Consider the following 25,471-nt stretch of genomic DNA (forward strand, 5'->3'; position numbering starts at 1 on the left):
TCGCTCCTTGCAGTCATAACCGGCCGGCCGCCTTCAGCCGGATGTACAGGTCCGCCAGCGCCGGCGGCAGTTCGTGCGGCGTCGCGTCGACCACCTCGGCCCCGAGCTGCTTGATCTGCGCGGTCAGCGCGGCGCGGTCCAGCAGCGCCCGCTCGGCGGCGGCGGCGCGGAACGTTTCCGAGGCCGTGCCGCGGGCGGCCCGCAGCTCGTCCAGCAGCGGATCGCGGACCGAGGCCACGATGACCACGTGCTCGGCGGTGAGCCGGGCCAGCGTGGGCAGCAGGGACTCCTCGGCGGAGCCGGAATCCAGGGCGGTGAGCAGCACGACCAGCGAGCGGTGCGAGGAGATGGCGTCCAGCTGGCCAGGTATCTGCGACCAGTCCGCCTCGATCAGCTCCGGTTCCAGCGGGGCCATGGCGTTGACCAGCTGGTGCAGCATGTTGCCCTTCCCCGCGGATTTGACCGTGGCCCGGGCCCGCCGGTCGAACGCGAGGAAGTCCACCCGGTCCCCGCCGCGCTCGGCCAGGGCGGCCAGCAGCAGCGCCGCTTCGATGCCGGTGTCCAGGCGCGGCTCGTCGTCGATCCGCGCGGCCGCGGTGCGGGAGGTGTCCAGCACCAGGATGACGCGGCGGTCCCGTTCCGGACGCCAGGTGCGTACGACGACGGCCTGCCGCCTTGCGGTGGCGCGCCAGTCAATGGAACGGACGTCGTCGCCGTGCACGTAGTCGCGCAGCGAATCGAACTCGGTGCCGGCCCCGCGGATCTGCACCGCCGCCTTGCCGTCCAGTTCGCGCAGCCGGCGCAGCTTGGACGGAAGATGCCGCCTGGAGTGGAAAGGCGGCAGCACCCGCAGCCGGCCCGGCAGCGGCAGGGTCAGCTGGCGGGCCGCCAGCCCCAGCGGCCCGACCGACCGCACGGTGACATGTTCGGTGTGCAGGTCGCCGCGGCGCCGGGGGACCAGGCGGACGGGAACCAGCCGGCGTTCGCCCGGCGGCACGTCGAGGCGCCGGGTCGGGTCCACGGCGCCCGCGGATGGCTGCCAGCCGTCCCGCACCTGCGCGGACAGCCGCCGCCGACCGTTGTTGGCCACCAGGAGCTCGGACGTGCAGCTTTCGGTGAGCCGGACACTCCCGGGCACACGGCGTTCGAGCCGCAGCTGCCTGATGGAGGCGGCCAGGGCAAGGTCCGCCGCGGCGGCAGCGGCCAGCAGCAGGGCAGCCCACAGCGCCGTCAGCCCGGACGGGAACAGCAGCAGGGCCGCGGCCCCCGTCAGGGCCACGAGGACGAATCGACCGGTCAGAGCCATGCGGGCACGCCGCTCAGCGGGGGACCGGCACGGTGGCCAGGATGCTGTGCAGCACGTCGTCGATGCGGACGCCGTCCATCTCCGCCTCCGGGCGCAGCCCCACGCGGTGGCGCAGGGCGGGCAGGGTCAGCGCCTTCACGTCGTCCGGGGTCACGAAGCTGCGGCCGTTGAGCCAGGCCCACGCCTTCGAGGTGTTCAGCAGGGCCGTTGCCCCGCGCGGCGAGACGCCCAGCTGGAAGCTCGGCGCGGAGCGGGTGGCGCGGACCAGGTCCACGATGTAGCCGAGCACCTCCGGGGCGATGCTGACGCGGGACACGGCGGCGCGCGCCTGCGCCAGGTCCTCCGTTGACGCCACCGGGCGCACCCCGGCCGCCTTCAGGTTCCGGGGATCGAAGCCGAGGCTGTGCCGCCGGATGATTTCGATCTCCGCCTCCCGGTCGGGCAGGTCCATCGTCAGCTTCAGCAGGAAGCGGTCCAGCTGCGCCTCCGGCAGCGGGTAGGTTCCCTCGTACTCGATCGGGTTCTGGGTCGCGGCCACGATGAACGGCTCCGGCAGCCTGCGCGGCTTGCCGTCCACCGAGACCTGCCGCTCCTCCATCGCCTCCAGCAGTGAGGCCTGCGTCTTCGGGGGAGTTCGGTTGATCTCGTCGGCCAGCAGGATGTTGGTGAACACCGGCCCCTCGCGGAAGACGAACTCTGCAGTGTGCGAGTCGAAGATCAGCGAGCCCGTGACGTCGCCGGGCATCAGGTCCGGGGTGAACTGGACGCGCTTGGTGTCCAGGCTGAGCGCGGCCGACAGGGTGCGGATCAGCAGCGTCTTGGCGACGCCGGGCACGCCCTCGAGGAGCACGTGCCCGTGCGAGAGCAGCGCGATCAGCAGGCCCGTGACGGTGCCGTCCTGGCCGACGACTGACTTGGCCACTTCCGCCCGGACGTCCAGCAGGGCCTGCCGGAGCCGGTCGTCGGACGGCGCGCCGGCAGCGGCGGTTCCCGCGCGGGGATCCCGTGTTTCGCTCCAGCCGGAGCCCGCCGGTTCATCCAGCGGCGGCTGCGCCGTCATCCCGGCCGCGTGCTGCGGATGCTCACTCATCGGTCGGTAACCTCTTCCTCTAGCTGTTGCAGGTTCTGCGCCCAGTCCACCAGTTGGGACTCGGTGCGGGGGACGAAGGTGCGGAGCAGGCCGTCCAGGTCCGGTACCGGGCGTCCCAGATGGCGGGCGGTGGCCTCGACCACAGCGGCGGCGTCCGCCCCGGTCCCGAGGCGCAGCTCCGCAGCCAGCCGGGTGAGCGTCGCTGCCCGGAGGTTCGCCGCGGACCGGTCCAGCGACTTCGAGTCCTGGTACAGGCGGGCGCGTCCGGCGGCGGTTTCGGCCGAACGTACGACGACGGGCAGCGGCTCCTCCACGAGGGGGCCGAGGCGGCGTCCCTTCCAGATCATGGCCAGTACGCCGACGGCCAGCAGCCACAGGATCACGGGGGTGACCCAGGCCGGCAGCAGTTCCATCGGGCTCTGCGGCTCGTCCGAGATGCTGATATCCGCCAGCGACGGGCGGTACCAGACCAGCCGATCGTCCCGTCCCAACGTGTTCAGCGCCAGCGCCGCGTTGCCTTCCCGGACGGTCGCGTCGTTGGAGAGCACCTGCCCCGCGCCAAGGACGACCGTGGAGCCGTCGGCGGCCGCCGCGTAGGAGGCTGCCGGCCGGTCGCCGGTCTCGAAGCCGAAGCACATGACCGGTCCGCGGTAGGCGAGGCCACCGCGGGTAATGGTGCCGGCGCCCTGCGGAACGGCGGCGGCGGGCGGCGACCCGCCGTCCTCGGTCCGGCACTCGGCCGCCAGCGGAGCGCCTTCTTCGGGGACGACGCCGGCCGCGGAAAAGCCGGGGGCCAGCGCCCGGAGCTGGCGGAAGTCCGGCTCGACCAGGATCAGCCGTCCGGCGGCGCCCGCCAGCTCACCGAGCTGGTCCTCGTCCAGGTAACCGTTCGCGTCGTGGAACAGCAGCGTGCCGCCGTCGTTCAATGCGCCAAGCGTGGCGTCCAGCGTCCCCGTCTCGACCACCTCGGTGCCCTGCTGCCGCAGGACCTCGGCCACGGCTTTGGCTCCATTGGGCGCAGGATTCTCCGGGGACAAGTCGTCCCGGTCCGAGGCTGGCGTAGCGAGCAGTCGGATGAGGACGGCGGCTGCCAGCAGCAGGACGACGATGATCCAGAAACGCCACCGGCGGAAGCGGCGCCGGGTGGTGTCCCACGCGGAGCCGGGGTACGTTCCGGACTGCTCGGTGGTCTCCGGCGGGGCCATGGCGCTCACTGCGGGACCGCCATGGCGGGGGCGTCGGCGTTCAGGACGGGACGCGTGGCCTGCAGCTGCCCGTCCAGCCGGGCAGCCGCACGGGAATCGGCCTCGGACGCGGGCAGTTTGCCGTAGCGCACGGCGTCGAAGACCGTCGCCGCCTGCTGTACGTCAGCCGCGAGGGCTGGGAAGGCGGGGCCGATGCGCCGCGCGGCCTCGTCCGCCGTCTGGCCGGGCTGGCGCGCCAGTACGACCCGTTCCTCCATCGACCGGACCACGGCGCGGAACCGCTCCGTGCACGACTCGTCCCAGTCGCCCCGGGCCGCGGCAGCCTCGGCCCGCCGCCGGTGTTCTTCGGCGGAAAGGACCTGGTCGGCATCAAAGACCTGCCCCGCCTCCGCAGCCCGGGCGTTGCGCCGCGGCCGGATCAGCCAGATGGCGGCTCCGATCACGAGCAGCGCCGCGACGACGATGAACAGCGTCCCCAGGTTGGGGCTGGCGCCCTGCAGCGAGTTGACCAGGTCCGTGAACCAGTCGGTGATGTGCCGGAGGATCTCGTCCAGCAGCCCCGGCTTCGCCTGCTGGTATTCGTCCTTCGCTAGTTCGTGGATCAGCAGTTCCCGTGCTTCGTCCTGGCCCAGCGTGCCCAAAGCCGTCATCGGTAGTCCGGCGCTCCGGGCGGCACGGGTCCCGGAGCGGCAGCGAGCCCCGGGATCGTCCGCGTCGGCCGGCCGGCCGCCTCTTCGTGCTCCCGCATGAGCACCACGTCGAACCCCTCCCGGCGGATCCGCAGGTCGAGGTAGACCAGGGCGATGACGGCGGCCTGGAAGGCGTAGCCGATGGCGGCGAACAGCGAAGAGACCAGCATCGATACAAGGGTCAGGGGGCCCATGGCGGCCAGCATCGCCTCGGGGTCGCTCGGGTCTCCCATGGCCGGCGCCGCGAGCCCGATGAAGAACGAGATCGGCGTGCTGATGACGGAGGTGATGACGCCGACGATGATGGTGCACAGCAGGATAATGCCGAACGTCCGCCACCAGCTCCGGTTGGTCAGCTGCCACGACCGGACCAGGGACTGGACCAGGCCCGCGCGCTCCATCACGATCACGGCGGGCGCGAGCATGAGCTTCACGCCGATCCAGACGGACAGCGCGGTCAGGCCGAGGATGACCAGGAGGATGATCCAGACAGAGGTAATGCCGAGCTGGTCCGCCAGGAAAAAGGACCCGGCGACAATGGCCACAAGGGCGACGACGGTGGCCAGCAGGTAGAGCAGGCCCATGCCGACGAGCGTCCAGATGCGTCCCTTGGCCAGCGACCACATGAGCGCGAAGCCGGTCTTCTGGTTCACGGCCGCCCGCGCCGTCGGAATGGCCAGTACGCCCTGGAGGAGCAGCACACCGACGCTCGAGAGCAGGCCCAGCACCAGCGACGAGAGGATGACCGAGAGCCCGAGGGCCGCCGCTGATTCGTCCGACAGTTCTTCCGCGGTGGCGAGTTGCAGCCCGCCCAGCAGCGAGATGATGAGGCCGCCCGCGGCCCACGCGAGGACGCTGATGACAATCTGCAGCAGGATGGCACTGCCGAAGACGGCGGCCGCGTTCTTGCGCGCCGCCTGGAAGGCGCCGTCGAGGATTTCGCCCACGCCCAGCGGCCTGAGCGGGATGACGCCCGGCTTCGGCGGAGCGACGTAGCCCGGGTAGCCGCCGTACGGGTTCTGCGGCGCGCCCCAGGGCTGGTAAGGCCCGCCCCATTGCGGCTGCTGGCCCCATTGGGGTGCGGGCGGCTGTGCGGCGGGCTGGCCCCACTGGGGCTGTTGGCCGGGCTGGGGCGCGGGCGGCTGTTGGGCGGGCTGGCCCCACTGGGGCTGTTGGCCGGGCTGGGGTGCGGGCGGCTGTTGGGCGGGCTGGCCCCACTGGGGCTGTTGGCCGGGCTGGGGTGCGGGCGGCTGTGGGGCGGGCTGGCCCCACTGGGGCTGTTGGCCGGGCTGGGGTGCGGGCGGCTGTGGGGCGGGCTGGCCCCACTGGGGCGTCGCCTGGGTTCCGGGACCCGGCTGCCCGGGCGCTTGCCAGCCGCCGACTGGTGGCTGCGGCGTCCTGCCGTCGTCGTCCGATGGCTGCCCCATGACCGTTTCCCCTTGCTGGCCGCGTTTGAACCCAATGACTGCATGCCGCATGGGGGACCGCTGGCGCGTAAACCGCGGACCGCCGTCGTCCTTGTGGCAGAATCCTGAGTGGCCGGCAATTCCCGGCCTGACAACAGCCTATAGTTTCAGTCTGCCAACTTCACGCAGCCGACCGGCGTCTTTAGTTGCCCGCAGACGCGATGACGGTGCGCTGGAAGCGGCGCTGTGCCGGGTGATAGGGGATTATGGAGTCATGAAGGCACGCATACTCGTTGTAGACGATGATGAGGCACTGGCCGAGATGATCGGCATCGTGCTGCGCAATGACGGATTCGAACCCGTCTTCTGCGCGGACGGCGGCCAGGCACTCGATGTGTTCCGCAACAGCAAGCCTGACCTAGTGCTCCTCGACCTCATGCTGCCCGGCATGGACGGGATCGAGGTATGCCGGCAGATCCGCGGCGAATCGGATGTGCCGATCGTGATGCTGACCGCGAAGTCGGACACTTCCGACGTCGTCCGCGGCCTCGAGTCCGGTGCCGACGACTACGTGCCGAAGCCGTTCAAGCCCGCCGAACTGGTTGCCCGGGTCCGGGCCCGCCTTCGTCCCGGCGACCAGCGGGCTCCGGAGACGTTGCGGATCGCCGATGTCGTCATCGACGTCGCCGGCCACGTCGTTCATCGCGGGGATGAGCGGATCTCGCTGACCCCGCTCGAATTCGACCTGCTGGTTGCGCTGGCCCGCAAGCCCTGGCAGGTTTTCACCCGCGAACTTCTCCTGGAGCAGGTCTGGGGCTACCGCCACGCCGCAGACACGCGCCTGGTCAACGTCCATGTCCAGCGGCTGCGCTCGAAGATCGAACGCGATCCCGAGGCGCCGGAGGTCGTGCTGACCGTCCGCGGTGTGGGTTATAAAGCCGGCCAGAGCTAGTTGAAATCGGCCTTCGCAAAGTGGATTAAGGGGCTGAAGGCGGCAGCCGCCCGCTTCTGGCGTGCTCTCGGGCGCGGCTGGCACCACGTCGTCGCCCGCTGGCGGCGTTCGCTGCAGTTCCGGACCGTGACGGCCACCGTGCTGCTGACCGCCTTCGCGTTCATGGGTGTCGGCGCCTTCCTGTCCAGCCAGATCGCTGCCGGTCTCTACCAGGACCGCGTGCAGCAGGCCGAGGCCGAGTCCCGCCAGTCGCTGAACCAGGTGCAGGGCATTTTCGAAAGCTCCTCGGCCAGCGACCGCGCCACCGTGACCAGCATGGTCTCGGACACGTTGAAGCTGCTGGAGGGGACGGCCTCGGGCACCCCGCGCTACTACCTGCTGACGCCCATGCGGAACGCGCAGAACCTCTACGTGGCGACCCAGTCGAACACCAGCATCACCGCCAACGTCATTCCCGAGGGGTTGAGCCAGGCAGTGATTTCGGGGACGGGCCAGTACCGGCAGCCGATGTCACTGCCGGTGGGAGACAGGGATGTACCTGCGATCGCCTTCGGCACCCAGGTCAACCTGCCTCCGGGCAATACCTACGCGCTGTACCTCATCTACGATCTCTCGTCCGTCCAGGACACCCTCGACTACATCCACCGCGTCCTGTGGATCGGCGGACTGCTGCTGCTGGCACTCACCGGCGGCATCGTCTGGCTGCTGACCCGGGCGGTGGTCCATCCGGTGAGCCAGGCGGCGACCGCGGCGGAGAAACTCGCGGCGGGGCAGCTGGAGGAGCGGCTGCAGGTAAGGGGCGAGGACGAACTGGCCCGCCTGGGCTCGTCATTCAACAAGATGGCCGGCAGCCTGCAGGAACAGATCACTCAGCTGGCGACGCTGTCCGAGATGCAGCAGCGCTTCGTCTCCGATGTCTCGCACGAGCTGCGGACTCCGCTGACGACGGTGCGGATGGCAGCGGAGGTCCTCTACGATGCCCGGGACGAATTCGACCCGATCAACGCCCGCTCGGCGGAGCTGCTGTACAACCAGGTGGAGCGCTTCCAGGCGCTGCTGGCGGACCTGCTGGAGATCTCGCGGTTCGATGCCGGCGCCGCGGTCCTCGACGCGGAGCCGACCGAGATCCTGGACGTGGTCCGGCACGCCATGGACGGCGCTGCGCCGCTGGCCGTGACCTACGGTTCCAGCCTCGAACTGCACACCGAGGTATCCGAATGCGTGGTGGACATGGACCCCCGCCGGATCGACCGGATCCTGCGGAACCTGATCGTCAACGCCCTCGAGCACGGCGAGGGCAGGCCGGTGGAGGTGCTGGTGGCGGCCGACGACGACGCAGTGGCCGTTGCGGTCCGCGACCACGGGATCGGCATGACGGCGATGGAAGCCTCCCGGGTGTTCGACCGGTTCTGGCGCGCCGATCCGGCGCGGGCCCGCACCACGGGCGGCAGCGGGCTCGGCCTGTCCATCGCCACCGAGGACGCCCGGCTGCACGACGGCTGGCTCCAGGCCTGGGGGGAGCCGGGCGCGGGTTCATGTTTCCGCCTGACGTTGCCCCGACGGCGGGATTCCGCCCTGACCAACTCGCCCCTGCCCCTGCCGCCGCGAATGTCCGCCACGGCGGATGAACCGGAAGCGGCCCCGGAACCCGTGCGAACGAAAAAGGAGGAACCGAGTGGCGCCGACCAAAGTTGAAGGCCAGCCGCGGCCGGGCACGTTGATGCGCGCCGTCGTCGTACTTGTCCTGGCGATTGTGGCGCTGACCGGGTGCTCCTCGATTCCGCTCTCAGGACCCGTCGGCACCAGCCAGGCGGAGCAGGAGGAAACGGAGGCGCCGGCCTACACCTTCAATCCGCCGGGTCCGGCACCGGGTGCCTCCCCGAAGGAGGTCGTCAACGGGTTCCTCCTGGCGAGCCCTGCCACGCAGGATGACTACCGGATCGCGCGGGAGTTCCTGGCGCCGTCGCTGGCGGGGGAGTGGCAGCCGGTGGAACGCACGGTCGTCTACCGCAACGAGGTCAATGTCGTCGGCTCACCGTCGGAGACGGAGTTTGTGCTGCAGCTGGAAGTTGCCGCCGTGATCGACGAGTTCGGCGTGCGCCAGGAGGCAGAAGCCGGAGCCACCGAATCCATTCCGGTGGTGCTCACCGAGGTGGACGGCCAGTGGCGGATTTCGGAGATCCCCGACGGAACGATGATTTCCGCGGTGGACTTCCAGACCCTGTTTTCCCCGCACGATCTCTATTTCTACGACGCCACCTACACCTATGCGGTGCCCGATGTCCGCTGGTTCGCCAGCCGGCAGGGCGTCTCCGCGGCGATCGTCTCGGCCTTGCTGGAGGGCCCGGCGCCGTTCCTGAACGGCGCGGTCATCAGTGCGTTCCCTGAGGGATCGACCTTGGTCAGGCGGGCAGTACCGGTGGAGAGCGGTGCCGCGACGGTGGACCTTTCCTCGGAGGTCCTGGCCGGGACGACGTTCCTGCGGCGGCAGCAGATGCAGCAGCAGCTGGAGCTGACCCTTGGGGAGCTCAACACCGTCAGCACGGTCAACATGACCGTCGACCAGCGGGAAGTGGACCTGGGTCCGGCGCCGGATCCGGCGTTCAAGCCCGCGGTTGCAGGCCCCGCCGTGGGCAGCACGCAGGTGGCCGTGCTGGATGATGAACTGGTCTTCTACGAAGGCTCCCGCCCCGTCGAGCCGAAGGGCCTGCCGTCCGTCGCCCAGTTCTCTCCGCATGCCCCGGCAATGTCGCTGGATCAGCAGCGGTTCGCCTTCCTCAACGGAGACCGCAACCGCATGTACGTCATCGGTGCCGACCGGCAGGTGCGGCAAGCCGCGTCAGGCTCCGCGTTGACGCACCCGAGCATGGACCCCTTCGGCTGGGCGTGGACGGCGGCCGGCGACGGCAGCGGGGCAGTCTACGCAGCCTCGGCGGACGAGGACGCGTCCCGCATCAACATCAGCGCGGAGTGGCTGTCCGAACGCACCGTGACCGAGTTGAGGATCTCCCGGGAGGGCGCCCGCGCGCTCATCATTGCGCGGACGGGGGATACCTCCAGGGCCTATATCGCCGGCGTCGTCCGAGACCAGAACGGCCAGCCGCGCAGTATCAACACCCCGGTCGCGCTGCACCCCTCGGTTCCGGTCGACTCGGGCGTCTGGGCCGGGGAATCCACCGTGATCGTGATGGAGGCCTCCGACAGGGAGCCGGTGACCGCCGAGATCCTCCAGTTCAATGGAACGTCGCACCGGATGGCACCGCTGGACGGCATGCTGCACATCAGCGCGGGCAACGGCGACCAGGACGTGTACGCCCAGACGCCGCGCACGCTCTACATCAGGGTCGGCAACAGCTGGGCCCCGCAGTCGCAGCCGGTGGTGGAGGACCCGACCTTCCCCGGCTAGGCTCCGGAGTTGTCCACATCCTGCCCCGCCCCGATTGCGGGGAGGCCGCAGGCGCTGCAAGTGTGGCTGCATGTGGACGCGGACCGTTGCTTGGCTCGACGCACTGTACTTCGGGCCGGTGGTCCGCACCCTCCGCGGCTGGTTCGCGGAGTTCAGCCATCTGGTCCTGCCCAGCGACTGCGTTGGCTGCGGAGCCGAGGACCACGTCCTGTGCCCGCGCTGCCGAACGGCCCTCCGTGCGGCAACGGTGCGGCCCTACCGTGCAGAGGCGGGCGCGGAATCGCTTCCGCTGATCGGGGGCAGCCTCGAGGAGGTCCTGCCCGTCGTGGCGGCGGGCCGGTACAGGCGCGAGCTGTCGCAGGCGGTGCTGGCCTTCAAGAACCACGGCCGCACGGACCTGGCAGCGGTGCTGGCACCTGCGCTGGCCGCGGCGATCCGGACCGCGGCGGCGCCCGCGGCGGGCCGGCCTATCCTCCTGGTCCCGGTGCCTACCCGGGCGGCTTCGCGGCGCCGCAGGGGCTACGACCCGCTGGACCTGCTGTTGCGGCGTCTGCAGCGCCAGCGATTATTGCCGCCGGGGATGGAGGTGCGGCGGCTGGCCGCTGTCCGGACGCCCTGGCGGGGGCAGCTGCGCGGCTTGCTTGGCGCCTCCTCGCAGAAATCCCTGGGACGCAGCGGCCGGCGCCGCAACGTCGCCCACTCGATGCGGCTCAGGCGCGGCGCGGAGGGGACCGTAGCCGGTAGCGCATGCATCGTCGTCGACGATGTCCTGACCACCGGGGCGACGCTTGCGGAACTGACGCGGGTCCTCGCGGCGGCGGGCGCACGAGTCGAGGCCGGCGTCGTTCTTGCTGCCACTACGGCGCCCGCCGGAGCCGCGTCTGCCGCGCCTCAGCCTCAGCCGAGGGCGTAATCCCGCTGTACGAATGCCCTATACCGCGGTCTGCTTCCCCGGAGGCAAACGGACGGGGCAAATTTTCCGGCGAGGGGGTGAATAAAGCATGACCGTGGACTAACGTGAAGTATGGGCTCGAGCAAGACCCGTCTTCAGCGGCTGGGAGGATCAATCTCTTTCAGCCGCTGTTGTGTCATCTAGCAACATGGAGGGCACCATGGAATTCAACATCAACGGTCGCAACCTGGCAGTCTCAGACAGGTTCCGCGAATACGCCGAGGAGAAGGTATCCAAGATCGAGCAGCTCGGCGACAAAGTCCAGCGCCTCGACGCGAAAATTACCAAGGCAGTCAACGCCCGCCAGGCTGACAGTTCCATGACCGTTGAACTCACCGTCATGGGGCGCGGCCCCGTGGTCCGTGCCGAAGCCTCCGCCGCAGACAAGTTCGCGGCATTCGATCTCGCCTACGGCAAACTCATGGAACGTCTGCGCCGCGCCCGGGATCGCCGGAAGGTCCACCATGGCCGCCACAACCCCAAGGGCGTCCATGAGGCCACCGCAACACTGGAACCGGCCAGCACCTCCGTTCCCCTGCATGTGGAAACCGAAGGAGCCCGGAGCGGAGCCACCCCGTCCGCTTCAGCCCAGGAGACCACAGGCTACGAAATCGAAAACGATGTACCCGCAGGGGACTCCCCGGTGCTGATCCGCCGCAAGGTCTTTCCCGCCCAGCCGATGACCCTCGACGATGCCGTCGACAACATGGAGCTCGTCGGGCACGACTTCTACGTCTTCATCGACTCTTCCACGAATGCCCCCAGCGTCGTCTACCGGCGGCGCGGCTGGACCTACGGCGTGATCACCCTCGACGCCGATAGCACCGAAGAAACGGCCACTGCCAAGGAAGAGCTCCTTGCCTACCGCACCGCGCAGGAAGCCGGCGTCTAGCCCCACACGCGGCGCGACTGCCTACGATGGGTAGATGGCCGCCCGCATACCGCTTTCGCAGGCACGGCGAATAGCCCTCGCCGCACAACTGCTTCATCAGGAACGGCCCACCGGCATTGCCACGGCAAGGCAGGTGGGCCGGACCTTTGACCGGCTGCAGCTGCTGCAGATTGATTCCGTCAACGTCCTGGCCAGGGCTCATTACCTGCCGATTTTTTCGCGGTTAGGCAATTACGACGTCGGAATCCTCCAGCGCTTTTCGGGCCGGGCTCCGCGCAGGATCGTGGAGTATTGGGCGCACGAAGCCAGCTACATCCGGCCCGCGCTCTTCGCGGACTTGAAGGTATGGCAGAAGCGCCGGTGGATCGGCAGCCACGGGCTGGACGCAAACGTGCGCCGGGATCTGGAGGAGCGGATCCTTGGAGTCCTGGCGGGATCCCGCCCGCTGACGGCGAGGGAAGTGGCCTCCCGCATCGGCCACCAGGAGGACAAGGACGCCGCGAACTGGGGCTGGAACTGGAATGCAGTCAAACGTGTCCTGGAGGTCCTCTTTGAGCTGGGAGAAATCAGCGCGGCCGGGCGGAACGCGCAGTTCGAACGGCTCTACGCCCCGACGGCGAAAGTCATGCCTAAGGACGCCGGAGCGGACTGCCCCGTCGACAAGGACGAAGCGATGGTCAGGCTGATGGACGCGGCGGCCCGCGCCCACGGCGTCGGGACGGCTCGCTGCCTGGCGGACTATTTCAGGGTTCCGGTGCGGGCAGCCCAGGACGCCATCCGGGTCCTGGTCGCCGAAGGCCGGCTGGAGGAAGTCGAGGTCGAGGGATGGCCTGGCACCCACTATCTGCACCCCGCCGCGGCCAGGCCCAGGCAGGCGAAGGGGCGGGCGCTCCTCGGCCCCTTCGACTCGTTGGTCTTTGAAAGGGCGCGGCTCGAGAAGCTATTCGGCTTCCGCTACAGGATCGAGATCTACACGCCGGCGGAGAAGCGGCAGTACGGGTACTACGTCCTGCCGTTCCTCCTGCGCGAAGAGCTCTGCGCGAGAGTCGACCTGAAGGCCCACCGGTCCGCCGGGTACCTTGAGGTCCGTTCCGCCTTCAGCGAAGACGGCGCCCCGCCGGACACCTCGGAAGCGCTCGCCGCGGAACTGGCCCTGATGGCCCGGTGGCTCGGGCTTGGGGGAGTCCGGGTGGCGGACCGCGGCAACCTGGCTCCCGCCCTGGCCCTCAGCGTGGCCAGGCAGGGTTAGGACAGCGGGCCCCGGGAACCAAAGCACTGGTTGACGCGTCTCTCCCGTAGACTGAACAAGCCAGACTTCTGTGCAAACGACTGGGAGCAATGTAGTGCCATCGATTCTCGAACGAGTCCTTAGAACCGGCGACAAGAGGACGCTGAAGAGGCTTCGCACCTACGCGGATGCCATCAACATTCTCGAAGAGGACTTCTCCGCACTCACCGACGCTGAGCTGCGGGGCGAGACGGATACGCTCAAACAGCGCTACCAGGACGGCGAGAATCTCGACGACCTGCTGCCGGAGGCGTTCGCCGCCGTCCGCGAGGCAGCCGGACGCACCCTCGGCCTGCGCCACTTCGACGTCCAGCTGATGGGCGGGGCCGCCCTGCACCTGGGCAACATCTCCGAGATGAAGACCGGTGAGGGCAAGACCCTGGTGGCAACCGCCCCGGCCTACCTGAACGCGCTCACCGGCAAGGGCGTCCACGTAGTCACGGTCAACGACTACCTGGCCGAATACCAGTCGGACCTCATGGGCCGCGTGTACCGGTTCCTCGGCCTCACGAGCGGATGCATCCTCTCCGGACAGACTCCTGCGGAACGCCGGGAACAGTACAACGCGGACATCACCTACGGCACCAACAACGAGTTCGGCTTCGATTACCTGCGCGACAACATGGCGTGGAGCAAAGAGGAGCTGGTTCAGCGCGGCCACAACTTCGCGATTGTGGATGAGGTCGACTCGATCCTGATCGACGAGGCAAGGACGCCGTTGATCATCTCGGGCCAGGCTTCCGGCGACGTGAACCGGTGGTACACCGAGTTCGCCCGCGTCGTCCAGCGGCTCGACGACGGCAAGGACTACGAAGTCGACGAGAAGAAGCGCACCGTCGGCGTCCTGGAGGCCGGCATCGAAAAGGTCGAGGACTATCTGGGTATCGACAACCTGTACGAATCGGCCAACACGCCGCTGATCGGCTTCCTGAACAACGCGATCAAGGCGAAGGAACTGTTCAAGCGGGACAAGGACTACGTCATCCTCAAGGGCGAGGTCCTGATCGTGGACGAGCACACGGGACGCATCCTCGCCGGCCGGCGCTACAACGAGGGCATGCACCAGGCGATCGAGGCCAAAGAAAGCGTCGAGATCAAAGCGGAAAACCAGACCATGGCAACCGTGACGCTGCAGAACTACTTCCGCCTCTACAGCAAGCTCTCGGGAATGACCGGCACCGCCGAGACCGAAGCGGCCGAGTTCATGAGCACTTACAAGCTCGGCGTCGTGCCGATCCCCACCAATAAGCCCATGGCCCGCATCGACCAGTCGGACCTGATCTACAAGAACGAACTGGCCAAGTTCGACGCCGTGGTCAAGGACATTGCCTCGCGGCACGAGACAGGCCAGCCGGTGCTGGTCGGCACCACGAGCGTGGAGAAGAGCGAGTACCTCTCCAAGCAGCTGGCCAAGCAGGGCATCCGCCACGAAGTGCTGAACGCGAAGAACCACGCCCGTGAAGCTTCGATCGTCGCGCAGGCAGGGCGCAAGGGCGCGGTCACGGTCGCGACCAACATGGCCGGCCGCGGTACGGACATCATGCTTGGCGGAAACGCGGAGTTCAACGCGGTTGCCGAACTCGAACGGCGGGGCCTCGATCCGGCCGAGAACGCGGAAGAATACGAAGCGGCGTGGCCGGCGGCCCTGGAATCAGCCCAGAATGCCGTGAAGGCCGAGCACGAGGAAGTCCTGGGCCTTGGCGGCCTGTACGTCCTGGGCACCGAACGGCACGAATCCCGGCGCATCGACAATCAGCTGCGCGGCCGTTCCGGGCGCCAGGGCGATCCCGGCGAATCCCGCTTCTACCTTTCGCTCACCGATGACCTGATGCGGTTGTTCAATTCCGGCGCCGCCGAACGCATCATGAACTCTTCGCGCATGCCCGACGACGTGGCGCTCGAGTCGAAGATGGTTTCCAAGGCCATCGAGAACGCGCAGGGGCAGGTCGAGGGCCGGAACGCCGAACAGCGCAAGAACGTCCTGAAGTACGACGACGTCCTGAACCGGCAGCGCGAGGCGATTTACGGGGACCGCCGGCGCATCCTTGAAGGAGATGACCTGCACGAGAAGGTCGGCTTCTTCCTCGAGGACGTCGTCACCGCCATGGTGAACGAGGCCACGATGGAGGGCCATGGCGACGACTGGGACTACGAGCAGCTGTGGACCAACCTCAAGCAGCTCTACCCGATCCAGCTGACCATCGACGAGGTCCTCGAAGAGGCCGGCGGGACGTCGAAGATCACCGCCGATTTCCTGCGCGAGGAAATCATTTCGGACGCAAAGGTCGCCTACGCGGCGCGCGAAGAGGCACTCGGGTCGGCCACAATGCGCGAACTCGAGCGCCGGGTTGTGCTTTCCGTCATCGGGCGGAAGTGGCAGGAGCATCTCTACGAGATGGATTACCTCAAGGAAGGTATCGGGCTGCGGGCCATGGCGCAGCGTGACCCGCTGGTCGAGTACCAGCGCGAGGGTTTCATCATGTTCCAGGCCATGATGGAATCCATCCGGGAGGAAAGCATCGGCTACCTCTTCAATCTCGAGGTGAAGGTAAACCAGCCGGCCACGTCCCTGCCTGGCGTGACGGCAGACGCCCGAGGCGCGGTCCAGGGCCCGCAGATCACCGCCGCAGGACTCGAGGCGCCGCAGCGCCCGGCCGCCCTGCAGTTCACCGCGCCGTCGGTCTCCGGCGATGCTGAAACACGGGTGGAGCGGCAGGCATCAGGAAAGGCCGACGATTCTTCCGCACAGGCCAAGGGCACCCGTGCGGGCTCGGGCAGGAACGGAAAGCGCCGGAAGTAGCAGGCGGCTTGCCCTAGCCGATCTCGAGGGCGGCGACCTTCCAGAGTCCGCGTCGAAACTCCAGACGGAGAGCCACGGCGCGGACTCTGGCCGTTTCCACGATCACTAAAGAGGCTTCGTAGGCGTCTGCGGAGACCGGGCAGACCCTCGAAGAACGGACGACGGCGCTACGATGCATCCTCGGCTCCGAGTCGCGGGCCGATCGGCGCCGTTCCTGCCCGGCCTGGACCAACGCGGCCCGCTGGACGAGCTTCTCGTAGCAGTCGGGTTCCAGCCAGCGGGCCAGCTGCTGGACGGGGCGGGTTCCGCCGATGACCTCCATCGCGGCCTGTGCCACCGACCTCGCGGTGGCGGTGACCTGGCGAAGTTCTTCGGCTGGCGCGACAGTATCCTCCTTCGCAGCGGCAGGATCTGCGGGAACCCGTCGGGCGGTTTCGTTTTGCCGCTCTTCGGCCTGCCTCCGCGCACGAACGCGGGGCTCCAGCCTGACGATGGGCGCGAAATAGCTTTCGGGGTCGACGGGCCGTACGGGGCGCACCGTAAGCGGGCGGGGTGCGCCGCTGGCCGGCGCCAGGACAGGCAGTCCTGCATCGGCTTCCGGCGCCGACGCGAGGTCTGCCTGGCGGAGTCGGGTTACGTTGGTCATGGCTTGCCTTCCTCGAGTGGGGCGGTGCTAGTCAGTGGGGGCGATCAGGACCTGCCCGGGCAGGAGCCGCTGCGGATCGCCGCCAATAATGTCCTTGTTGGCGGCATACCATTTCGGCCAGTGGCCCGCGATCTCGGCATCAGTGGCGAAGGCGCCCAAGTCCCGTGCGGCGATCCGCCAGAGGCTGTCCCCGGCAACCACCGTCACGGTCCGCTCCTCGGCGCCGGGTTGTGCGGGGCCGGCGACCTGACGGGCGATCAAGCCGGGACTGGCTGGCGGCGCCGACGGCTTCCAGAAGGGATCAATCGCCGGGTCTGCAGGGGCGGCGGAAGGCGGCTGGCCAGGGCTGCCTGGGCTATGGGCTGCCTCGGGGGAGAAGTAGGGAGGGATGACCTCCGCGGCGAACGCAGACGCCGCCGCAGGGGCGCGGCCCACTTCGGCGGCCTGGGCCATGGCCGGCACGGCCAGCAGATTCATGCCTAGAGCTGTGGCCGCGAGCCGCTTCATGAATGCCGGACTCACGGCAAGCGGAGCCGCCGCGAGCTTGGTGTGACCTGACTTTTGCAGCACCAGTCCTATGAAGGCGCTGGCCATTCCGAAGAGCCACCCCAGCACGAGGACCAGTCCCAGGACGACTGCGCCGGTTGCCAGCAGGTCCGCGTAGCTCCGCGGACCAAGCTGAAACCTCCCGATACCCAGTCGCAGTCCCGACCAGATCAGCATGGATGCGCATCCCAGGATGGCTGCGGCCAGGATTGCGTCGGTACCAACGCGCTTCATAGCGGTCCCTCTCAGGCTTCAATTCACAGCGTTTGATGTAGTTTGATCAAGTTTGCGTGCGTATAGCCATCGATACTGGCAGTCGCGGGAGCTCCTGTAAAGACGTTTAAGCGCGTTTGATCACGTTTGATCACGGTTCTATGCTGATGCGGTGCGATGGGATTCATTATTCGAGGACATGGAGGCGCAGCTCCATGCAGCAGGACAGCTGGGGCTAGAGGCGGACGCCAACGAACTGGCAAGGGCTGTGCAGGCGGAAGTCCTCCTGGCGGACCGGCTGCGGGGGCAGGCCGGCGCGGAAGTCCGCGTCGCAACCCTGTCAGGCCATTCCTTCAGCGGCTTGGTTGGCCACGTGGGTTCTTCCTGGCTCGTCCTGCATGAACGAGCCCGGAGCATTCTGGTCCCCATGCCAGCGGTTCAACTCGTGGAGGGACTTGGCCGCCGAACAGCCCCGGAGACCTCTGCCGGGGCTCGGCGCCTCGGCCTCGGCTCGGCATTGCGTGCCCTGGCAAGGGACCGTGCCGAGGTCGTCTTGTACTTCGCGGCGGGCCCTGCATCGGCAACGGCGACGGGCTTCATTGACCGGGTCGGCAACGATTTCCTGGAGCTGGCGTCAGTTCCCTCCGGAGAGGCGCGCCGGGCTTCGAGTGTCCGCTCGGTCCACGCCGTGCCCTTCACCGCCGTTGCAGCTCTGGCCTCGGCGAGGAACGGCGGCTAGCTCGATATCGGCTGCCGTCGAGCCGCCATTATCGCTTGTGCTCGGCCTTGGCTTCTTCGACGAGGCGGCGGGTTTCCGCGTACTTTTCCTTGATGTACTCGTCCAGCATGGATTGCTCGACGCGCCACTGACCCCGGCCGCCGATCTGGATGGCGGGCAGCTCCCCGCTTCGCACCAGCGCGTACGCCTGCGAAGACGAGATCTGGAGTATCTCGGCGATATCGGTCAAGGTCAGGAACCGCGACATTGAAACTCTTCCCGGGGAAACAGTCGGACAGCCCAATTATGGCATCTTGCCGACATTTGGTTCCGTTTGAGCGACGGTGTTGTGGATTGACGGCTGCGCAAGTTATCCACACGGGGTCCGGTTCCGGAGCCGGCACCTTGATTTTGCGCCAGCCCCCACAAGAATGGGATTCAGTCCGAGACACCAACGCCCATGAGTCTCCGGCCAGGAAAAGTCTCCTGGTCCGCGGGCGTTGCTCCATTCCAGCAGGGAGAAGTATGAGTAATCCGGGTGACGCGCCAGCGCCCGCACCGAGACTGAAGCGTCCGTCGTGGAAGGACCCCCGGCTCATGGTGGGGATCCTGCTCGTTCTGGTATCCGTGGCGGCAGTCACGGCACTGCTCGGCAGCGCGGACAAGACCGTACCGATGCTGGCGGCCAGGGACGACATCGGAGTCGGGGAGCCGGTCCGTATGGAGGACCTGTCGGTCGTGGAGGTACGCCTCGGCAATGTGGAAAGCGCCTACCTGCGCGCCCAGGACGAACTCCCGCAAGGCGCCATCGCAACGAACCTGCTCCGGGGCGGTGAGCTGATCCCGGCGTCGGCACTCGGTGCCCCGGATCTTCTGGACCGCAAGCCTGTGGGGCTGACGATCGACAGTCCGCTTCCTGAAGGGGCCCGGACGGGCTCCCGCGTGGACGTGTGGGTAGCCATGCCGGACGGTCGCAACGGGTTCAGCCAACCGGAAATGCTTCTGGAGGCCGCCGAGGTTTCGGAGCTCAGCGAGGCCTCGTCGGCCCTCGGCGCGGCCGAATCGGAGCGACTGCATGTGCTGGTCACCGATGAGAAGATGCCCGGCCTGCTCAATGCCCTGTCCAACGGGGCCAAGATCAACGTGGTACTCAACCCGGGTCGTTCCTCGTGACGATCCCGGTCATCGCCTTCGGCGAGCCAGAGCAGGACATCGTGGGCGGCCTGGAAAGACTCCACGGTCCCGTGACCGTCGTCCGGCGGTGCACCGACATGGCCGAGCTTTTGGCGACGGCCCAGACCGGCCTGGCCCGCGCCGTGATTATCGCCGACGGCAGCTCCATCCTAGGCCTCAGCCTGCTCGAACGGCTGCACAGCGCCGATGTCGCCGTCGTGGTCCTCACCGACGACGACGCTGAACAGCATCGGCTTGATGCCTTGGGCGTCGCGCACGGGGCATTGTTGCTGGAGCCGGAACGCATTGCGGATCTCGTCGCCGCTGCCGTCGCTTCGCTCGGCGATCCGGGACGGCGGAACCTGGCCGCCAGTTACGCGGATCCGGCGGTTGCCCTCGCTCCTGCGGCGGAGGTCAACGAGCCGGAGGAGCCTGCGGCGCCGGCCGGAGCGGTCACAGCGGTATGGGGACCTGCGGGAGCACCCGGCCGTACGACCTTGGCCGTCAACCTGGCTGCCGAAATGGCGGCAGCAGGAATGCGCGTGACGCTCGTCGATGCGGATACCTATGGAGCCAGCGTGGCCGTGTTCCTGGGCCTCATGGATGAATCTGCGGCGCTGGCCCAGGCCTGCCGCCTGGCCGACCAGGGGCTGCTCGACGATGCGTCGCTCGAACGTATCAGCGTCAAACTCGCCGTCCAGGGCGCACCGCTGCTGGTCCTGACCGGGATCACCCGGACCGAGCGGTGGACGGAGCTGCGGCCCGGGGCCCTGGGAACCGTCATCGACTTGGCCCGGAAGCATGCGGACCACGTAGTGATCGATTGCGGCTTCTGCCTGGAATCGGACGAAGAACTTAGCTTCGACACGATGGCGCCCCGCCGCAATGGTGCTGCGCTGCGCTGCCTGGAGCTGGCTGACACCGTCTATGCCATCGGAACGGCGGACGCCGTCGGCGTGCCGCGGCTGGTCCGCGCGCTGAACGACCTGGAGCAGGCCGTGCCGACCGCCGCGCCGCAGATCATCCTGAACAAGGTGCGGGCATCGTCGGTCGGGCCCGCGCCGGAGGACCAGCTGGGTCAGGCATGGGAGCGCTTCGGCCCTTCCACGGAAGTCAAGGCCTTCCTCCCGGCCGACTTTGCGGCAGCCGATGCGGCGCTGCTGACCGGTTCCGTACTGCTGGAGAGCGCCCCCGAATCACCCCTGCGGCTGGCCATCGCCAGATTGGCAGGGAGGGAGGTCCCGACGCGGAGGGGGCGGGGGAGGGCCAAAGTGAAGTTTTAACCCACCGGCGTTAGGCTTGCAGTCATGGGCCGCAACGGTGCGGCCGAGGACCACCTAACGGGAGGCGTTTTGATGTCGTCTGGATCCAATCTCACGGATCTGCCAAGTTCAGACAACTACCCTTCGGCCTACATCGAGAACTACTACGAGCATCTGGCAGACGACGACGCACGTAGTTACAGCGCTGAAGTCCTCGAGGCCCGGGCGACGGCGCATCGCGGGCTCGCGGGCGGCCGGGCGCCGGGCCAGCCGCTGGTGTCGGTCCGCCACGAGGCCAACGCCAGCGTCGTCATGATCGTCACGGATGACATGCCCTTCCTCGTGGATTCGGTGACCGCCGAGATCGTCCGCCAGGGCATCGCGATCCGCATGCTGACCCACCCCATCTTCGTCGCCACGCGGAACCGCAACTCCCACGAACTCGTCAAGCTGAACCGGGTGCCATCCAACGCCGGCGTCTCCAGCGGCGACACGGCTGCAATGCAGAACCTTTCCGACATCATCGGAACGGGCGACAACGCTTCCTACATCGAGTCCTGGATAGCCGTGGAAACGGCCCGGATCCCGGACGAGCAGAAGTCGGACGAGCTGGTCGCCGGAATCCAACGGGTGCTGCGCGACGTGCGGACTGCCGTGCAGGACTGGAGCGCCATGCGTCGGCGCATCCGGGAAATCGCCGCCTCACTCGATTCCGTCAAGGACGCGGCGCAGATTCCGGACCTGGACGAGGCCCAGGCCCTGCTGTCCTGGCTCGACGACGGGAATTTCACCTTCCTCGGCTACCGCGAATACGACCTTGCCAACGAGAACGGCGAAGACGTCCTGCTGGTCCGCGAAGGTACCGGGCTGGGCATCATGCACGATGTCGCCTCCGGACGGCACGTGCAGCACCTCACCGAGGAAGGCCGGGCACGAGCCCGCGAGAAGCGCGCCCTGGTCATCACGAAGGCGAATTCAAGGTCAAGCGTCCACAGGCCCGCCTACCTGGACTACATCGGCATCAAGAGTTTCGACGCCCAAGGCAACGTCGACGGCGAGCAGCGCTTCATCGGCCTGTTCGCCAGCAGCGCCTACAACAGTTCGGTGCGCAGCGTGCCGATCGTGCGGGAGAAGGTCGACGGCGTCCTGAAACTGTGCGGATTCCCGCCGGATTCGCATTCCGGCAAGGACCTGCTGTCCATCCTGGAGTCCTATCCGCGCGATGAAATCTTCCAAATGGAATCGGAAGAGCTGGCCGAAATCGCGATGGGCATCCTGCGGCTGCAGGAGCGCCGCCGCACCCGTCTCTTCCTGCGGGAGGACATTTACGGCCGATTCGTCTCGGCCCTGGTGTACCTGCCGAGGGACCGGTACACGACCGCCGTCAGGCTTCGCATCGAGGACGAGCTGCGGCGTACCTTCGATCCCCATAGCATCGACTACGAAGCGCGGATGACCGAGTCGGCATTGGCGCGGCTGTTCTTCCGGATCCGCCTCAAGCATGGTTCCGCCGTGCCGCAGGTAGATGCCGGCGTGCTTGAGCAGCGGCTCGCGGCTGCCGCCCGGTCGTGGCCGGAGGCGATCGACCAGGCGCTGCGGAGCCGGGCCGAGGGTAAGGAGACGGACCGCCTGTCGCGCCGTTGGGCCGACGCGTTTCCCGCCAGTTACCGCGTGGACTACGAAGTCGAGGACGCGCTGGAAGACATCGCCAGGTTCGAGACCTACGGTGCCGACAGCGATGTGAGCCCGCTGATGCATGTGTATCTGCCCGAGACGAAGGCCCGCAGTGACGAGGACGCGCGGCTTAAGCTGTACCTTCCCGAACCGAGGGCGCTGAGCCAGATCATGCCGGTGCTGCAGAACCTCGGGCTGGACGTCCTGGACGAGCGTCCGTTCGAGATCATGACGGCCGACGGCGAAGACTTCTTCCTCTACGATTTCGGGCTGAAGTATCCGGCCGGAGTCAAGCCCCTGGAAACCGGAAACCTAATCCAGGAAGCGTTCGCCGCCGTCGTGACCGGATACAGCGAATCCGACCGCTTCGACCGGCTGGTGCTGCAGGAACGGATACCGTGGCGCCAGGTCGCCGTGCTCCGCGCCTACGCGAGGTATATCCGCCAACTCGGCTTCCCGGCGTCGTTCGGTTTCACCGCTGACACTTTGCTGGCCAATCCGCAGGTGGCCCACAGCCTCACCCGGCTGTTCCAGGCCAGGTTCGACCCGGACCTGCCGGAGGAAACCCGCGCCAAGGCCGTGGAAGAGGCGCGGGCCGACCTCGATGAGGGCCTGCAGGCCGTCCCCACACTTGACGCGGACCGCGTGCTGCGCACCCTGGCCAACGTCGTGGACGCGACGCTGCGGACGAACTATTTCCAGGACAAGCCGTACCTGAGTTTCAAGCTGAGCCCCTCTAGTATCGAAGGCGCGCCGTTTCCGCGGCCGAAATACGAGATCTGGGTGTATTCCCCGCAGGTCGAAGGCGTCCACCTGCGGTTCGGCGAGGTGGCCCGCGGCGGCCTGCGCTGGTCCGACCGCCGGGAGGACTTCCGCACCGAGGTCCTCGGGCTGGTCAAGGCCCAGACCGTGAAGAACGCGGTGATTGTGCCGACCGGTGCCAAGGGCGGCTTCTTCGCCAAGCAACTGCCCGACCCCGCGGAGGCCCGGGCGGCCTGGATGGCGGAGGGCCAGGCCAGCTACCGGACCTTCATCCGCGGCCTGCTGGACATCACCGACAACCTCGTGCGGACGCCTGAGGGCCAGGCCACGGTGCCTCCGGAACGGGTGGTCAGGCACGACGGCGACGATTCCTACCTCGTGGTGGCGGCCGATAAAGGCACGGCGAGCTTCTCGGACCTCGCAAATGAGATTTCCCGCGAGTACGGCCACTGGCTGGGTGACGCCTTCGCCTCCGGCGGGTCGGTCGGCTACGACCACAAGGCCATGGGGATCACCGCGCGCGGGGCATGGGAATCCGTTAAGCGGCACTTCAGCGAACTCGGCGTCGATACCCAGCAGGAGGACTTTACCGTCGTCGGCATCGGCGACATGAGCGGCGACGTCTTCGGCAACGGCATGCTGCTGTCGGAGCACATCCGTCTGGTGGCCGCCTTCGACCACCGCCACATCTTCCTGGATCCGGCGCCGGACGCGGCAAGGTCGTTCGTTGAGCGGCGCCGGCTGTTCGATCTGCCCCGCTCTTCGTGGGTGGACTACGACACCAACCTGATCAGCGCCGGCGGCGGGGTCTACTCCCGGACGGTCAAGTCCATTCCCCTCTCGCCGGAAGTGCGCCAGGTGCTCGGCCTGGACGAGGGGCTGACCGCGATGAGCCCGCCGGACCTGCTCAAGGCGATCCTCCAGGCCCCGGTCGATCTGCTGTACAACGGCGGTATCGGCACCTATATCAAGGCGTCGACCGAGTCGAACGCCGAGGTCGGAGACAAGGCCAATGACAGCATTCGGGTCGACGGCCGAGACATCCGGGCCAAGGTGATCGGCGAGGGCGGCAACCTCGGCATGACGCAGCGCGGGCGCATCGAGGCGGCCCTGAACGGGACCATCCTCAACACGGATGCCATCGACAACTCCGCCGGCGTTGACTGCTCGGACCATGAGGTCAACATCAAGATCTTCGTCGACCAGCTGGTCGCGGCAGGCAAGCTTCCGGCCAGCGAGCGTGCCGAGCTGCTGCATTCCATGACGGACGAAGTGGCCGCACTGGTGCTGGAAGACAACATCGACCAGAACGTCCTGCTGCTCAACGACCGCCAGCGGGTGCTGGACTGGAGCCCCAGCTTCGAACGCCTGATGGACTGGCTGGAGCGCCATGCGGAACTGGACCGAGGGCTCGAGTTCCTGCCCACCACGGCCGAGCTGCACGAGCGCATCGAGCGCGGCCAGGGCCTGACGTCGCCCGAACTGTCGGTCCTGGCGGCCTACGCCAAGATCGAGCTGTCACGGGAGCTGGCGTCGAGCAACCTGGCCGATGACCCGTACTTCGACAAGGTGCTGAGGCGGTATTTCCCGAGGCAGCTGGTCGAGCGGTTCGGCGACGACCTGGGAATGCATCCGCTGCGCGGGGAAATCATCGCCACGGTGGTGGCCAACGACATGATCAACATGGGCGGCATTACCTTCGCGTTCCGCGTGATGGAAGAAACGTCCGTGGACGAGGCCGGGGTGGCCCGGGCCTTCTCTGCCCTGCGCGAGATCTACGACCTGGACGAGTTCGTCGAGGGGCTCAACGCGCTGCCGGCCAGCTTCCCGACGGAGATTTGGTCCACGATCCATCTCGATATGCGCCGGCTCCTCGACCGCGCGGTGCGCTGGTACGTCAACCATGTCGAGAGCGGCACGGCGGTGGACGAGGGGATCAGCACCTTCAAGCCCTTGATGGACCCGTTGCGCAGCCGGTTGGTGAATTATCTGCGCGGCAAGGACCTCGAACGGGTCCGCGAGTGGCGCGAACAGGCGGACCAGTGGAACCTGCCGGAAACCATTGCCCACCACTGGGCCGAGCAGTTCGAGAGCTTCGGGCTGCTGGATATCGCCCGGATCGCCGGCCGGCTCGATGAACCGGTCGAGTCCGTCGCACACGTCTACTACGCGGTGTACGACCGGTTCGATGTCGACGCGTTGCTGATCCGGATTACCAACCTGCCGCGCGCGGACAGGTGGCAGGCGCTGGCCCGGGCAGCGATGCGCGACGATCTCTATACGACGGTCACCGACATCACCCTGGCGATCATGACGACGACGGATTCCGATCGGGAGCCAGTGCAGCGGCTCGAGGAATGGGAGGGCAGCAATGCCGAAAGCATCGAGCGTGCCCGGGTGATGTTCGAGGAAGTCAACCGGCTTGACCGGGACGACATGGCCTCGCTGTCAGTGGCCCTGCGCCTCTTGCGTTCTACAGTACGGAGCTAGC

19 protein-coding genes are annotated in these 25,471 nt (G+C 67.7%); 11 read left to right on the forward strand and 8 right to left on the reverse strand.

The genetic code is table 11. The features are described from left to right. Positions 1 to 13: 13 nt before the first annotated feature. The 5 genes from WFH44_RS06515 to WFH44_RS06535 are packed head-to-tail and all read right to left on the reverse strand — an operon-like array spanning position 14 to position 5,717. Entirely contained in the window at positions 14 to 1,306 is a 1,293-nt protein-coding gene (locus WFH44_RS06515; protein WP_336712635.1) for a DUF58 domain-containing protein, read from the reverse strand. Between the two features lie 13 nt (positions 1,307 to 1,319). Next, a complete protein-coding gene (locus WFH44_RS06520) occupies positions 1,320 to 2,396 on the reverse strand; it encodes an AAA family ATPase (protein WP_336712637.1) in 1,077 nt (358 codons plus the stop codon). Next, the gene (locus WFH44_RS06525; protein WP_336712933.1) at positions 2,393 to 3,601 is read right to left on the reverse strand and encodes a DUF4350 domain-containing protein; all 1,209 of its coding nucleotides are present in this window, start codon (positions 3,599 to 3,601) and stop codon (positions 2,393 to 2,395) included. The genes WFH44_RS06520 and WFH44_RS06525 overlap by 4 nt, the downstream gene beginning before the upstream one ends. A 5-nt stretch (positions 3,602 to 3,606) precedes the next feature. Next, positions 3,607 to 4,251 carry a DUF4129 domain-containing protein gene (locus WFH44_RS06530; RefSeq protein ID WP_336712639.1) on the reverse strand — a complete coding sequence of 215 codons (645 nt, stop codon included), beginning with the start codon at positions 4,249 to 4,251 and terminating at the stop codon, positions 3,607 to 3,609. Beyond that, positions 4,248 to 5,717, reverse strand: coding sequence for a glycerophosphoryl diester phosphodiesterase membrane domain-containing protein (locus WFH44_RS06535; RefSeq protein ID WP_336712640.1), 1,470 nt, complete (start codon positions 5,715 to 5,717; stop codon positions 4,248 to 4,250). The genes WFH44_RS06530 and WFH44_RS06535 overlap by 4 nt, the downstream gene beginning before the upstream one ends. Before the next feature lie 253 nt (positions 5,718 to 5,970). On the opposite strand from WFH44_RS06535, the gene mtrA reads away from it, so the two are divergent. From mtrA to secA, 7 genes are all read left to right on the forward strand, one after another. After that, positions 5,971 to 6,648 (forward strand): MtrAB system response regulator MtrA, encoded by a 678-nt coding sequence (gene mtrA, locus WFH44_RS06540; RefSeq protein WP_262105501.1) that lies wholly within the window; start codon positions 5,971 to 5,973, stop codon positions 6,646 to 6,648. Continuing rightward, a complete protein-coding gene (gene mtrB / locus WFH44_RS06545) occupies positions 6,649 to 8,343 on the forward strand; it encodes an MtrAB system histidine kinase MtrB (RefSeq protein WP_336712642.1) in 1,695 nt (564 codons plus the stop codon). It begins immediately after the preceding gene. After that, the gene (locus tag WFH44_RS06550) at positions 8,324 to 10,054 is read left to right on the forward strand and encodes an LpqB family beta-propeller domain-containing protein (protein ID WP_336712644.1); all 1,731 of its coding nucleotides are present in this window, start codon (positions 8,324 to 8,326) and stop codon (positions 10,052 to 10,054) included. The genes mtrB and WFH44_RS06550 overlap by 20 nt, the downstream gene beginning before the upstream one ends. Positions 10,055 to 10,124: 70 nt before the next feature. After that, a complete protein-coding gene (locus WFH44_RS06555) occupies positions 10,125 to 10,967 on the forward strand; it encodes a ComF family protein (protein ID WP_336712646.1) in 843 nt (280 codons plus the stop codon). Between the two features lie 199 nt (positions 10,968 to 11,166). Continuing rightward, on the forward strand, positions 11,167 to 11,898 hold the full coding sequence (gene hpf / locus WFH44_RS06560) for a ribosome hibernation-promoting factor, HPF/YfiA family (RefSeq protein WP_336712648.1): 732 nt from the start codon (positions 11,167 to 11,169) through the stop codon (positions 11,896 to 11,898). Between the two features lie 34 nt (positions 11,899 to 11,932). After that, complete coding sequence (locus WFH44_RS06565; RefSeq protein ID WP_336712650.1) at positions 11,933 to 13,147, forward strand: winged helix-turn-helix domain-containing protein; 1,215 nt, start codon at positions 11,933 to 11,935, stop codon at positions 13,145 to 13,147. Between the two features lie 94 nt (positions 13,148 to 13,241). Further along, positions 13,242 to 15,986 carry a preprotein translocase subunit SecA gene (gene secA, locus WFH44_RS06570; protein ID WP_336712651.1) on the forward strand — a complete coding sequence of 915 codons (2,745 nt, stop codon included), beginning with the start codon at positions 13,242 to 13,244 and terminating at the stop codon, positions 15,984 to 15,986. Positions 15,987 to 15,999: 13 nt separating this feature from the next. Here secA and WFH44_RS06575 read toward each other — a convergent pair whose 3' ends face one another. Continuing rightward, the gene (locus WFH44_RS06575) at positions 16,000 to 16,632 is read right to left on the reverse strand and encodes an Rv3235 family protein (protein WP_336712653.1); all 633 of its coding nucleotides are present in this window, start codon (positions 16,630 to 16,632) and stop codon (positions 16,000 to 16,002) included. A 27-nt stretch (positions 16,633 to 16,659) separates the two neighbouring features. Beyond that, positions 16,660 to 17,412, reverse strand: a complete 753-nt coding sequence (locus tag WFH44_RS06580; RefSeq protein ID WP_336712655.1) for a LysM peptidoglycan-binding domain-containing protein — start codon at positions 17,410 to 17,412, stop codon at positions 16,660 to 16,662. A 178-nt stretch (positions 17,413 to 17,590) separates the two neighbouring features. Here WFH44_RS06580 and WFH44_RS06585 point away from each other — a divergent pair, with 178 nt between their 5' ends. Continuing rightward, positions 17,591 to 18,130 carry a hypothetical protein gene (locus tag WFH44_RS06585; protein ID WP_336712656.1) on the forward strand — a complete coding sequence of 180 codons (540 nt, stop codon included), beginning with the start codon at positions 17,591 to 17,593 and terminating at the stop codon, positions 18,128 to 18,130. A gap of 28 nt (positions 18,131 to 18,158) precedes the next feature. Here WFH44_RS06585 and WFH44_RS06590 read toward each other — a convergent pair whose 3' ends face one another. Continuing rightward, complete coding sequence (locus WFH44_RS06590) at positions 18,159 to 18,377, reverse strand: helix-turn-helix domain-containing protein (RefSeq protein ID WP_262105486.1); 219 nt, start codon at positions 18,375 to 18,377, stop codon at positions 18,159 to 18,161. A gap of 329 nt (positions 18,378 to 18,706) precedes the next feature. Between WFH44_RS06590 and WFH44_RS06595 the strand changes: the two genes are divergently transcribed. The 3 genes from WFH44_RS06595 to WFH44_RS06605 all read left to right on the forward strand — a co-directional run bounded on the left by WFH44_RS06595 (position 18,707) and on the right by WFH44_RS06605 (position 25,470). Continuing rightward, positions 18,707 to 19,282 carry a hypothetical protein gene (locus WFH44_RS06595; RefSeq protein WP_336712657.1) on the forward strand — a complete coding sequence of 192 codons (576 nt, stop codon included), beginning with the start codon at positions 18,707 to 18,709 and terminating at the stop codon, positions 19,280 to 19,282. Next, entirely contained in the window at positions 19,279 to 20,565 is a 1,287-nt protein-coding gene (locus tag WFH44_RS06600) for an AAA family ATPase (RefSeq protein ID WP_336712659.1), read from the forward strand. Before WFH44_RS06595 ends, WFH44_RS06600 begins: the two co-directional genes overlap by 4 nt. A 72-nt stretch (positions 20,566 to 20,637) precedes the next feature. After that, positions 20,638 to 25,470 (forward strand): NAD-glutamate dehydrogenase, encoded by a 4,833-nt coding sequence (locus WFH44_RS06605; RefSeq protein ID WP_336712661.1) that lies wholly within the window; start codon positions 20,638 to 20,640, stop codon positions 25,468 to 25,470. Position 25,471: the final 1 nt, after the last annotated feature.

This window comes from Arthrobacter sp. USHLN218 (assembly GCF_037144715.1).
Taxonomy (GTDB): Bacteria; Actinomycetota; Actinomycetes; order Actinomycetales; family Micrococcaceae; genus Crystallibacter.